Genomic DNA, 12,441 nt, shown 5'->3' on the forward strand with positions numbered 1-12,441 from the left:
AATAATTAATTTTTTTAACTAGAATGTTACAATTGCCTTTGAGCTATTTTTTATTTGGTTATTTAATCATAGATTTAGTATCAAATATAATCATGCCGAGCAATAAACTTTCTGATTTAGAATTATTACAAAGTGTAGTTTGTGATAATGAAAAAGCCTTTAACGAGCTTTTCGAGCGACATTGGTTGAAAGTTTACGGCGTATCTTTTAGGTATGTGAAAGATGAAGAATCAGCCATGGAAATTACGCATGATGTATTTCTAAATATTTGGAATAAAAGGGATAAGCTAATCATTAATTCTTTTATAAGTTACATAATTGCCGCAGCAAGTTATCATAGCATCAGAAGATTTAAACAGAAAAAAACGGTAGCGTTAAGTTATATAGAACATTACGACCAAGATGATAATAACACACATATATCGACCAATAATGATGGGCATGAGAAAATGCTTGTTGAAGAATTAGACCAGAAGGTTTTGCGCTCTTTAGATGAGTTGCCGAAAAGATGTCGTGAGATTTATTTACTTAGCCGAAAAGATGAACTTAGTATAGCCGAAATTGCAGATAAATTAAATGTATCGAAAAGAACTGTTGAAAATCAAATTACCATTGCATTAAAGCACATTAAATCTCTCCTAAAAGATTCATACATACTATTTCTGTAATAGTTTTACTTTTCCCTACTGAACTCACATGCGTTTGAATACTTCACACCTTATAAGAGTGTTATCCTAACCATTTTTCAAAACCTTTCCTGCTGATATTATGTCGTTTAAGTGAAAAACATTTAACCTATGAAAAATGAATTTATGACAAGACGTGAAGCAGTAACTGGTTTAGGCGTAGGCATCGCAGGGCTGGCAGTTTCGCCTGCCTTTGGTGCAGAAGGCAGTGTAGAACCTGGTAATGGATTTGCAGGAATGGAAAATCCAACTACAAAATACCCAAGACCACCATTTAAACCTCAACAACAACCATTTCCTGGCTTATCTAGTAAAATGGATCCACAGCCAGATAATGGTGAAAAAAGTTATAAAGGCTCTGGAAGATTAACCGGAAGAAAAGCACTAATTACTGGAGGTGATTCGGGAATGGGACGTGCAGCAGCTATTGCCTTTGCCCGAGAAGGTGCAGATGTTGTAATTAATTATCTACCTGCCGAGGAAGAAGATGCTAAAGAAGTTATCGACTTAATAACTAAAGCTGGTAGAAAAGGCTATGCCATTCCAGGTGATTTGCGTGAAGAAAGTTTTTGCAAACGCTTGGTAGAAGATAGCGTGAAACGAATGGGCGGATTGGATATTGTAGTGAGTAATGCAGCTCGCCAACAAACAAAACCATCAATTTTAGATATCAGCAGCGAGGATTTTGACGCAACAATGAAAACCAATATCTATGGACCTTTCTGGTTGTTAAAAGCAGCAATTCCTCATTTACAGCCAGGCTCGAGTATTATTGTTACGACATCAGAACAAGCGACAGACCCATCTCCAGAATTGTTCGATTATGCACAAACCAAAGCAGCAAACACAAGTACAGTACGGTCGTTAGCAAAATTTTTAACACCAAAAGGCGTACGCGTGAATGGTGTTGCACCTGGACCGATATGGACGCCATTGCAAGTTGCTGGTGGCGCTACAAATGAAAAATTAATGCAGTTTGGTAAAGCAACTCCAATGGGAAGACCCGGACAGCCGGCAGAATTGGCTTCAATTTATGTTCAACTTGCAGATAACAGCGCAAGTTATTCAACAGGACAAATTTATGGAGCCATGGGCGGCGGTGGCCAACCATAATATGTTCTTTAAAAATAATTGATATAGCGTTAATAGCTATTTTCTAAATCTTACTATCTCATAGCTTATATTGAGGTAGTAAGATTTCTTACAATCAAAATAATGAACAACTAAAACCTGCTTGTTCATTTCTGTTCATTCGCCATTTACGAAAACTTGTTAATTACCAGTTTTCGTATCTAATGCATGACCAAACTAATTACATTCTTGCTTATTGTAATTTCCATTAATGCATTTGGGCAAACTGGGTGCAGGAGAATTAGTGATGGTGTGCTGTTCCAAAGCCAGATACTCTTGAGTAACGATTATAACTCCTTCCTTCCATTTAATGGTGATGTTTCTAAATTTTGTTTACCTTCTGGAAATACAGGGACTGCCTGTTCCATTAGAAATCCTATCACGCAAGTGACAAGTCCTGGCCGATTTGGCGCATATAGTGCGTTTAATTGTGATATAGATGATTATGCATTTGGCGCTGTATTTATATCAGGAATTATTGGCATTAAGATGTTAAGAAGGTTCATTTTGCATAAATCTACAAGCTTTCCTATCTAGATATCAATGCGTTTTATCATCACTTTTAGATAAAATTTGCATACTTCTTCCACGGCCATTTCTGTATTTTTCCTAATGATTAAAATCATTTTATTTTTATGCTTAAGCTGCTTAAGCCTTTCTGGTTTCGCTACAATCAAGCTTCCTAGCCTTGTTGGAAACAATATGGTGCTCCAAAGAGAAAAGCCTATAAAAATTTGGGGATATGGCACACCAGGCGAAAAAATTGTTGTTCTATTTGCTGGTAAAGAATTTAAAGCAACAACTGCCAGCTTAGGAAAATGGAAAATCACTATGCCCAAAATGAAAGCTGGCGGTCCTTATCAAATGGTACTAAATGGCGAAAATAAAATTATCCTTTCAAATATTTTAATTGGTGATGTTTGGCTTTGTTCAGGTCAATCAAACATGGAATTTAACCTTCAGGATGTTTTAAACGCAGATAGAGAAGTGATGGATGCTAACTTTCCCGAAATTAGACTGTACAACGTTGATAAGCAAATTTCGCTAAGCGAACAAGAGAATACTAAAGGAAGCTGGAATTTATGTACGAGTAATAATGCAAAATACTTTTCTGCCGTTGGCTACTTTTTTGGCAGAAGAATTAACCAGGATTTAAAAGTCCCTATCGGTTTAATAAATGCAAGCTGGGGTGGTACTGTTATTGAAAGTTGGATTAGTAAGGAGGGATTAATAGATGAAGAAACCTTCGGAAAAAAAGCTCAGGAGGTTGCAAAATTTGACACTGCTGCATACAACCTAAAACAGCGTTTGCTAAATAATCAATGGTTAAAAAACTTTAATTTACAGGATGAAGGTTTTAAGAGCGGAAGTTATATTTGGGCAGATGCAAACAGCTCAGACTGGAACAACATTAGCATGCCTAATGGTTGGGAATTTACAGGAAAACCAGATTTATCGGAAATGGATGGTATTGTTTGGTTTAAAAAAGAAATTGAGCTGAATGCACAAGATTTAAAAAATAATGCCATACTTAATTTAGGCGTAATTTTAAATGCAGATAAAACATTTTTCAACGGAGTTTTGATAGGAAAAACCGACGATGCTTGGGGTAAAGTTCGAAGCTATAACATCCCAAAAAAGCTTTTAAAAATCGGTAAAAATATTATCACTGTTCGTATTGAAAATTACGGTGGGGATGGTGGCTTCTCTAAAAAAGCAGACCAATTCTATATCAACACAAATGAAATAACTACTACCCTGGCTGGCGAATGGAAGTACAAAATTGGCTACAAATTAACAACATATAACCGACCTGAAAAGCAAATCAATCCGAATACATTACCAACACTAATGTATAACAATATGATTAGTCCGATAGTTAATTTAAGTATTAAAGGTGTGTTGTGGTATCAAGGCGAAAGCAATTGGGATAGAGGATATCAATACCGTGAGCTTTTTCCAAGGATGATTTCAGACTGGAGGACTAAATTTGAAGACCAAGATTTACCGGTTTTATTTGTACAGTTGGCCAATTACCACAAAAAGAATGATAATCCTACTGATTCTTATTTAGCTGAAGTTAGAGAAGCTCAAGACTTAACTCAAAAGGTTAAAAATACTGGAATGGTTACCGCTATTGATGTTGGCGATGCAGCAAACATTCACCCTAAAAATAAACAAGAGGTTGGCAGAAGATTGGCACTGTTAGCCGAAAAACAGGTTTACAATTTAGATGTTGATTCTTTGAGTTCAGCCTACGAAGGTTTCAAGATAAATGACAAGTTAATACAGCTTAAATTTAAAAATGTTTACGATGGACTCAAATCGAAATCGGGTGTACCGGGTAACTTTCAAATTTGCGGAGCAAATAGAGTTTGGTATTGGGCAAATGCTGAAATCGCCAGTAAAAACACAATAAATGTTAGTAGCGAAGATGTTCAAAAACCAATAGCTGTTCGCTATGCATGGGAAGATAATCCTGCCGAAGCCAATATCATTAATTCGAAAGGATTACCATTGTTTCCTTTTAGAACAGATGATTGGCAGGGAATTTCATATGGAAAGAAATAAATCGCAATATTAGGGTAGCGATTTGTTTTTACCTCAACCTATTAAAGTATTTGGTTTGGCTAATGTTGTGCTTTCCTTATCCTTAAAGAGAGGGAAAAAGAAGAATTGTGCTGTTAACCTAAAAGCTAGCTACGGAATAAATTTATTATGCATTAGAATTCCGAATAAAATTGGAAATGACTAGCGTAAAGAAATGGTCTAATTACTATTTTCTTAATTTCTTAATGTTTAAAATCACTATACCATAATCCAAGATGCTTAATGCCCTATTCTTTTAATAATTTCTATACAAGCCCGGCTATTATGGTATGGGCATTTCCAAACCCCAACTTTATCTTCTTTTAACATGATTTCTCCTTGCTCTGTAATTCCCCAAAACCACTCGCCTTTTTCGTAATCTATAATTTTGTTCTTCACAAATAGCCAGTTTTGCAGACTGATATTTAAAAACTTTTCATCATCTGTAATTTGCCAGGCATTAAAAAAACCAACCATGGCCTCTGCCTGGACCCACCAATGTTTCTCTTTAATGATATGGTTTTCAGCAGGGTCATATTCATACCACAAACTTCCATCAACATCCAAACCATTGATAGAAACTTTGGCTATTTTTACAGAAATAGATTTTACTGACGAAATTAGTGCCTCATCCCCGACTGCCTCTGCAGCCTCCAGAAGCAACCACGATGCTTCAATGTCATGTCCGTAAGAAATTATATCAGATTTAGCTTGCCAATTTTCATCAAAAAACAAGATTAGGTTTCCTGTTTTAGGATGTATAATGTGGGTTAAAAAATCATTAATTAAACCGATGATTTTTTGCTTTAAATCTTCGTTCGGCCAAATGTGGTAAAGTGTTGTAAAGGCCTCTAGAACATGCAAATGGGTGTTCATTGTTTTCTTTTCATTAGCATCCTTAGCACTCAAACGTAAATCATCTAACGATTTCCATTCTCTACTAAAAGCTTCAAAATACCCACCATTTTTATCATCAAAACTATGATTGATTAAATCATTGTACAGTCTAATTGCCATTGTTTTAGCATTTTCATTCTGGCTGGCTATATAATATTCACTAAATGCATAAATGGTAAATGCGTTGGCATAAACTTGTTTTTTGGTATCAACAGGCTTTCCTTTAGCATCAATTAGCCAATAAACGCCACCATAAACTTTATCAATAAAGAAATTGGTTATGTAATTAAAAGCCCGATGAGCAATTTCCAAATATTCGGGATTGGCTTTTAAATTATGAGCTGCAGAAAACGACCAAAGGATTCTTGCATTGAGTACACTACCTTTTACGGCACCAAAATTAATGTTATTGTAGTTGTCAATTTTCCCTACAAATCCACCATTAATTTCATCAACTGAAAAGTGCTTCCAATAGTCTAAAATATTCTCTAGCTCTTCGCTTAATTCTTCCTGATATTTTTCTAATTCTAAACTCACACCTATCTCTCAATTACTGACTTACCTTATTTTTTTCTATGTTATCTAAAATTCTGCTTACTGTAGCTGCAGAACGCAATTCATCTGCTGGTGTATTCATTACATAATCAAGCAGTACAGGCAAGGTACTTGTTGCCACATGCATTCTTGTATCAGACGATGCATAATAGATAAAAACTTTGCCATCATCATCTAAAATCCACCCATTGCTAAATACCACATTTGATACATCTCCGATTCTTTCTTCTCCTTCTGGCGCTAAAAAGTATCCGGCGGGTTTATAAATTACCTTGGTTAAATCGTTCAAATCCGTCATAAACATATAAAGTACATAGCGTAAACCGGCAGCGGTATTTCTAACGCCGTGAGCCAAAAATAACCAACCATGTTCTGTTTTAATTGGTTCTGGACCCATGCCATTTTTAGCTTCGTAAACGGTATGGTAATTTTTATTATCTACAATTAATTCTTTATCAATAACAGCATTTTCTATCGAATCGCTTAAACCAAAACCAATTCCACCACCGGTACCGCTTTCTATAAAACCATCCTGCGGACGCGTATAAAAAGCATACTTTCCATCTACAAATTCTGGGTGAAGTACTACATTCCTCTGCTGTGGTGATGGCGTTTTAAGATCAGCCAAACGCTCCCAGGTTTTTAAATCTTTTGTACGCACTATTCCACATTGTGCAACCGCCATAGATTGGTCGTGTGCAGGAGCATTGGGATCTTTTCTTTCGGTGCAAAATAAGCCATACATCCAACCATCTTCATGCAACATAATTCGCATATCATAAACATTGGTATCTGGCTCATTTGTTTCGGGTAGCGTTACCGGTTCATCCCAGAAAGCAAAATTATCAATTCCGTTATCGCTTTCGGCAACACCGAAGAACGATTTTCGGTCGGCTCCTTCTACCCTTACCACTAAAATATATTTGTTATTAAATTTTATTGCACCAGCATTAAAGGCTGCATTAATACCAATACGCTCTAATAAATATGGATTTGTTTGTGGATTAAAATCATATTTCCAGTTTAACGGTGCGTGTGCGGCCGTTAAAATTGGGTTTTCATATCTATCGAAAACACCATTGCCCATTTCGGCTTTATTATTTTTAAGAGCAATTAAGTGTTTAAAGTTTTCTTCTAATTGCTGCTTTCTTTTTTCAAAATCTATCATAAAAAAATTCTATATCTTTTTTAATCTTCTAATTTATTCCACCAGGTTTTTTTCAAAATGAACACGATTACAGCCAGTACAGCAATCGTAATAAAAAGTGGGGTGTGCATGCTTAAAATGAGGTACATTGGCAAAATGGTTAAGCATAACTGTGCAATTATACCCAGTACAACATTAAACATATCAAGTTTAAATCTTTTATTCGGCTGAAAAGTTGGATCATCGGCCACTACTAAAACATGTACAGGTTTCCAAAAACCCCATGGCCTTACGGTTTTATAGAATGATTTAAGTACAGCTTCTTCAGTTGGTGGAGCCGCATAAGTACCCACAATACAACCTATTAATGAGAGTACAAATAATAGCGGCCACCAATAAAGCGGCAAACCAGTTGTTAGGTATGGCATTGCCAAAGCTGCTGCAATACCAACTGCCATACCACAGAAAAACCCATTGGCATTAAAGCGCCACCAATACCATTTTAAACAGTTGGCTGCAACATAACCTCCATACAAACCACCAACTATCCATTGAAGAATATCATTAACGTTATTAGCAAAAAAACCAAGGACTACGCCTATGGCAACAACCACTATACCAACAATATAATTCATGTTGATAACCTTCTTAGTGCTCGCTTCTGGATTGATGTATTTTAGATAAATATCATTCACAATATAAGCTTGTGCAGCGTTTAGGGTTCCACTAAAAGTACCCATAAATGCACCTAATAAACCTGTAAGTACAATACCTAAAATACCCACAGGTAAGAAATTGTTGATGGTAGCTGGTAAAATCCTTTCAAAATCGGTTACACCATCGGGCCCTTTTAAATAAATTTGGTTGTAGTACAAAAGTGCCAACACTGTTAAACCAATAACCATAGAATAACGGATTGGCAATAAAATGATGCTAACAAAGCCTGTCATTTTACTAGCTTCTTTAGGGCTTCTTGTGCTTAAAACTTTTTGCATATCGTAATTTGGTGCCGGACCAGCCAATGATGCAAAAACACCTTTTAGCAACATCATTCCGAAGAAAATTCCAAATAAGCTAAAGCCATCATCGGCGATTTTTTTGTTTGCCTCGACAGCAATTTTGCTCCAATCCAAATCAAGCTTCCAGCTAAAAAACGGGTCGTCCCAACCCTTTGGCACATTCAAAGTTTGCCCCTGAAGATGGTTCATTGCGATAACGGCAATTGCTACACAACCAATCGTCATAAAAGCATACTTAATCATATCACCTAAAACAATACTATGCATACCTCCCAAAATAGAGTAAAACATAGCAAAAAGCGTAAATACAATGCCGTAAAAATGGGGCACATATTTGGCAGAAACTTCGAACGGAACGTAAGCTTTTACATATTCCCAGGGAATAAAAATTTCCATGAATTTGCCCAATCCGATAAATCCATAAGCCAAAAACCCAAAGCAACTTATAAGTGCAAATGCAATAACTACAATGTGTGAACCTTTAACCCCTTTACCAATGCTTCCAAAACGTGTTTGTAACCATTCTGCACCAGTATTTGCGTTACTTCTACGCAACCATTTGCTCAAGAACATCATCATAAAAACCTGATTGAAAACCGGCCAAAGCCATGGAATCCAAATGCTTTTTAAGCCATAAACAAAACATAAAGCCACCATCCACATGGTTCCGCTAATGTCGAACATGTCTGATGCATCACTTAAACCGAGTTTATACCATGGGAGTGATTTACCGCCCATCATATAGCTTTCTTTATTTTGTTTAGCTTTTTTTCTATACCAAAACCCAATGAAAATCATTGTAGCCAGATACAGTATGATGATTAAAACGTCTATTAATTGTAACTTCATTATAGGGTGATTTCTCTTTAATTGTTCTGTTTATCGTTTTGTGTTTTATACATCTCTCTTCCAACATCCTTAAGAAAAAGTGTGCGGGTATTATTGTAAAAATCTTTAAAATCTTGCTCGCTTTGGTGCCCAGGATAAGGCGCATAAAAATGACCTGTGTTTGCATTTCTCCAAACCATGATATAGGATATTTTTGATGCAGCAACATCACCAATTATTTTCTTAAAAACCGTTGTAAACCAATTTGGCTGCACAATTTTCTCTTGTCCGGTTTCTGTTAATGCTGCAATTTTATTTTTGGATATTGCATAATTGCAAATCTGCCCAATTGATTTTACTGCAAGTGCAATCGACTTTTCATCATTAATATCTTTTAATTCATAATAATTATCAAATCCCAAGACATCAACATAATTATCTCCAGGATAGCGGTCCATATAATTTTCAAAATTACCTGAAATCCTATCAGGAGAATAGGCATACAGAATGTTATGTAAACCCTTTTTATCTCGAAGGTATTGAACAGTAAATTGCCAAAGTGTTTTATATTCTTGTGCGGTACAAAAAGGTTTTCCCCACCAAAACCAGTTGCCTGTATTTTCATGAAATGGACGAAAAATAACGGGAACAGCTACACCCTTATCACTTTTTAATGATTTAATGAATGAAGCAACTTTATCCAACGCTACGGTAAACTCCTTATGCTTTCCGCCACCAGGTAAAATAGCTGAAACACAATTGGTTGTATCATAATAATTTTTACCTGTAACAAAGTTTTGAACATGCCAGCTAAGTGTATTTATTCCACCCATTTTATAGGCTTGTAAACAATAACTTTTAAGCTTTTCGGCATTTCGAATTTGATTTTCTTGACTATCATTTTTCGCAATAGACTCTAAATCCCATCCGAAAAGTGCAGGATGTGAGCCAGTTACACTTTTAACATCGCTTTTATCAAATTCACCTTTCCAGCCAATACCATACATTAAAGCATCCTGCTGACCAAATAAAACACCTTTGCCTGATACATTTCTTAGGTTATAAAATAAAGCTTTTGTTTCTGTAGTTGCTTTGGCATCAATAGTAAAATTTTGTAAAGCGGCATTTTGTGCGAAGCAAATATTCAGCGTAGCAGAAAAGAAAATAAGCCAAAGTGGTATAATTTTTTTCATCAGTATTAATTGTATATGGAGTATTTTTTTATCCCTTTTTGAAGCAGAACTTTCTTACTTCTTATCAATTTTAAAAAGTCTGCTGATGAGGTTTGCCCAGGATATGGCGCATAATAATGATTATCTTTTTCCTTTTCCCGATAGCCTGCATTCCGCCAAAACAAAACATATGATGGTTTATTTGCTTCAATTATCTTTGCAAAAACATTCGTCCACCAGTTCGGATCAGGAATTTCTACAAAGCCGGTTTCAGCAATTGCACTTAATTTTTTGCGTTTTGTAGCTATTTTATTTTGGATGGTTAACTTTTTAATTAAATCCAATTTGAACGACTCACCTTTTTCTATTCCGCCGTATTGGTAACTATCAAAACTTAAAACGTCAACAAATTCATTACCCGGATAACGTTCTAAATATTCCTTTTCTGAATTAAAATCGCATGGATTGAAAACATAGACCAAATTGTGTAACTGCTTCTTATCTCTCAAATATTTAACTGTGAATTGCCATAACGAAATATATTCTTGCGGTGTGCACGATTTTGTACCCCACCAAAACCAACCTCCACCATTTTCGTGAAATGGCCTGAATAATATAGGAATAGCCTTGCCATCAGTTCCCTTTAATGTTTTTACAAATACAGAAAATTTATCTAACCAGCCTGTGTACAATACATGTTTAGCGCCGTTTGGTAAAATGGATTTAACAGCAACTGAGCTTGTATCCCAAGAAGTTTTGCCGTTTACCGGATTATCCATGTGCCAGCTTAAGGTATTTATTGTCCCTAAATCGTATGCCTTTCTTATGTATTGCTGCATTTTGGCAAACGGAACATCATCAATATTTTGATTTTTGCTGGTTTCTAAACCCGATACATCCCAACCAAAAACCGCAGGATATTCTTCGGTTAAATCTTTGATATCGCTCCGGCCATTTTGGTATTTCCAACCTACGCCATAAGCAAGCGCATCTTGATGCCCAAATAATACTTCCTTGCCCGATAATTTATGCAAATTTTTAAATAAATTTCTGGTTTGTAGTGTCGCTTTTGTATCAATTAACTGGCCAAAAACAGCAACGAAAGGCAAGCACAAGAACATGCAAAAAGAGAATATTTTTTTTATCATTTTAACTTTATCTGGCTAGGTATTTGGCAAGTTTAATTAGCATCTAAAATACTTCATCATTTAGATTAAGAATAATACTATTTTAACCAATTAGTATATTATTAACATATTTAACGATACAATTAGAGAGCTAAGCTATTCTTAAACATATATATTTTAATTATCTTGCATCAATGTTCTTTTATCTTAAAGATATTTTTTTTGAACGCATTAATTATGAATAACATCATTAAGGAGATAACTCCACTTACACAAAACGATTGTTTTACTATTTTCTCGAGGGTAAAAAAAGATTTTGATTTTCCACTTCATTTTCATGAAGAATATGAATTGAATTTAATTTTAAATGCACCTGGAGCAAAAAGAATTGTGGGCGATAATGTTGAGGAAATTGCAGACATGGAGTTGGTGCTAGTTGGGCCAAATTTATCTCACGTTTGGACAACCCACAATTGTACAAGTGAAGAAATTACAGAGGTTACGATTCAATGGCATAAAGATTTATTTGATGATAAAATGTTGAGAAGAAATCAGCTCAGTTTTATCCGCAAAATGTTTGAACGTTCTGTAAGAGGGATTTTGTTTCCAAAAGAAACTATTGAAATGGTTTACAAACGCATATTAGATATTAATCAATTACAAGGGTTTGATTCTGTGTTAGAATTAATGAGTATTTTACATGATTTATCTTCATCGAAAAGCATGCGGGTTTTATCGGATGCAACCTTTAACAACGACCAGGTTTTAAATTATAATAGTAGAAGAATTGATAAGGCTTTCGAATTTATGAACGCCAATTTTAACAAACCAATAACCCTGAAAGATTTATCAAAACTGGTAAGTATGACAGAGGTTTCTTTTAGTCGCTTTATTAAAAAACGTACAGGAAATACATTTATAGATAGCTTAAATGAAATTCGTTTAGGCCACGCAACACGAATGCTAATTGAAACCACTCATTCAGTTTCTGAAATTTCTTATAAATGTGGTTTTAATAACATTTCAAATTTCAACAGGTTATTTAAGAAAAAGAAGCATTGCACACCTAAAGAATTTAGGGAGAATTTCTCTGGCACTAGGATTTTTATTTAGTGGTAGCTCTTTTACCTCACCGTATTAGCGGTTGTAGTAGATGCAAAGTCTTTGCTCCCTTTCCCGCAAGAGAAGGATTTGTTGCCGGTAGAAAGCCTACCTAGTAACACTATATTAGCATTTTGGTTAAAAGCACAATCCTTAATTTCCCTCTCCTCTAGTAGAGGGATGAAGTGA

Annotated in this window: 10 protein-coding genes; 5 read left to right on the plus strand and 5 right to left on the minus strand. The window is 35.3% G+C overall.

Annotation, left to right across the window (positions count from 1 at the left end):
* Positions 1 to 92 precede the first annotated feature (92 nt).
* The 4 genes from ACFOWA_RS14070 to ACFOWA_RS14085 all read left to right on the plus strand — a co-directional run bounded on the left by ACFOWA_RS14070 (position 93) and on the right by ACFOWA_RS14085 (position 4,388).
* Complete coding sequence (locus ACFOWA_RS14070; RefSeq protein WP_378986181.1) at positions 93 to 668, plus strand: RNA polymerase sigma factor; 576 nt, start codon at positions 93 to 95, stop codon at positions 666 to 668.
* 129 nt (positions 669 to 797) lie between these two features.
* Positions 798 to 1,799 (plus strand): SDR family oxidoreductase, encoded by a 1,002-nt coding sequence (locus tag ACFOWA_RS14075; protein WP_378986183.1) that lies wholly within the window; start codon positions 798 to 800, stop codon positions 1,797 to 1,799.
* Between the two features lie 186 nt (positions 1,800 to 1,985).
* Positions 1,986 to 2,354: a hypothetical protein gene (locus tag ACFOWA_RS14080; protein WP_378986185.1), complete on the plus strand. Its 369-nt coding sequence runs from the start codon at positions 1,986 to 1,988 to the stop codon at positions 2,352 to 2,354.
* A 75-nt stretch (positions 2,355 to 2,429) separates the two neighbouring features.
* A complete protein-coding gene (locus ACFOWA_RS14085; RefSeq protein WP_378986187.1) occupies positions 2,430 to 4,388 on the plus strand; it encodes a sialate O-acetylesterase in 1,959 nt (652 codons plus the stop codon).
* Between the two features lie 258 nt (positions 4,389 to 4,646).
* Here ACFOWA_RS14085 and ACFOWA_RS14090 read toward each other — a convergent pair whose 3' ends face one another.
* The 5 genes from ACFOWA_RS14090 to ACFOWA_RS14110 are packed head-to-tail and all read right to left on the minus strand — an operon-like array spanning position 4,647 to position 11,172.
* A complete protein-coding gene (locus ACFOWA_RS14090) occupies positions 4,647 to 5,840 on the minus strand; it encodes an AGE family epimerase/isomerase (protein WP_378986189.1) in 1,194 nt (397 codons plus the stop codon).
* A 13-nt stretch (positions 5,841 to 5,853) separates the two neighbouring features.
* On the minus strand, positions 5,854 to 7,026 hold the full coding sequence (locus tag ACFOWA_RS14095) for a glycoside hydrolase family 130 protein (protein WP_378986191.1): 1,173 nt from the start codon (positions 7,024 to 7,026) through the stop codon (positions 5,854 to 5,856).
* 20 nt (positions 7,027 to 7,046) lie between these two features.
* On the minus strand, positions 7,047 to 8,873 hold the full coding sequence (locus ACFOWA_RS14100) for a sodium:solute symporter family protein (RefSeq protein ID WP_378986193.1): 1,827 nt from the start codon (positions 8,871 to 8,873) through the stop codon (positions 7,047 to 7,049).
* A 17-nt stretch (positions 8,874 to 8,890) separates the two neighbouring features.
* Positions 8,891 to 10,045, minus strand: a complete 1,155-nt coding sequence (locus ACFOWA_RS14105; RefSeq protein ID WP_378986195.1) for a glycoside hydrolase family 26 protein — start codon at positions 10,043 to 10,045, stop codon at positions 8,891 to 8,893.
* Between the two features lie 5 nt (positions 10,046 to 10,050).
* A complete protein-coding gene (locus ACFOWA_RS14110) occupies positions 10,051 to 11,172 on the minus strand; it encodes a glycoside hydrolase family 26 protein (protein WP_378986197.1) in 1,122 nt (373 codons plus the stop codon).
* Between the two features lie 216 nt (positions 11,173 to 11,388).
* Between ACFOWA_RS14110 and ACFOWA_RS14115 the strand changes: the two genes are divergently transcribed.
* Positions 11,389 to 12,264 carry an AraC family transcriptional regulator gene (locus tag ACFOWA_RS14115; protein ID WP_378986199.1) on the plus strand — a complete coding sequence of 292 codons (876 nt, stop codon included), beginning with the start codon at positions 11,389 to 11,391 and terminating at the stop codon, positions 12,262 to 12,264.
* Positions 12,265 to 12,441: the final 177 nt, after the last annotated feature.

The sequence above is a fragment of the Pedobacter lithocola genome (assembly GCF_042650845.1).
Taxonomy (GTDB): Bacteria; Bacteroidota; Bacteroidia; order Sphingobacteriales; family Sphingobacteriaceae; genus Pedobacter; species Pedobacter lithocola.

Coding starts and splice junctions, on each gene's coding strand:
- ACFOWA_RS14070 (WP_378986181.1), top strand. CDS start 93: ATGCCGAGCAATAAACTTTCTGATTTAGAATTATTACAAAGTGTAGTT.
- ACFOWA_RS14075 (WP_378986183.1), top strand. CDS start 798: ATGAAAAATGAATTTATGACAAGACGTGAAGCAGTAACTGGTTTAGGC.
- ACFOWA_RS14080 (WP_378986185.1), top strand. CDS start 1,986: ATGACCAAACTAATTACATTCTTGCTTATTGTAATTTCCATTAATGCA.
- ACFOWA_RS14085 (WP_378986187.1), top strand. CDS start 2,430: ATGATTAAAATCATTTTATTTTTATGCTTAAGCTGCTTAAGCCTTTCT.
- ACFOWA_RS14095 (WP_378986191.1), bottom strand. CDS start 7,026: ATGATAGATTTTGAAAAAAGAAAGCAGCAATTAGAAGAAAACTTTAAA.
- ACFOWA_RS14100 (WP_378986193.1), bottom strand. CDS start 8,873: ATGAAGTTACAATTAATAGACGTTTTAATCATCATACTGTATCTGGCT.
- ACFOWA_RS14105 (WP_378986195.1), bottom strand. CDS start 10,045: ATGAAAAAAATTATACCACTTTGGCTTATTTTCTTTTCTGCTACGCTG.
- ACFOWA_RS14110 (WP_378986197.1), bottom strand. CDS start 11,172: ATGATAAAAAAAATATTCTCTTTTTGCATGTTCTTGTGCTTGCCTTTC.
- ACFOWA_RS14115 (WP_378986199.1), top strand. CDS start 11,389: ATGAATAACATCATTAAGGAGATAACTCCACTTACACAAAACGATTGT.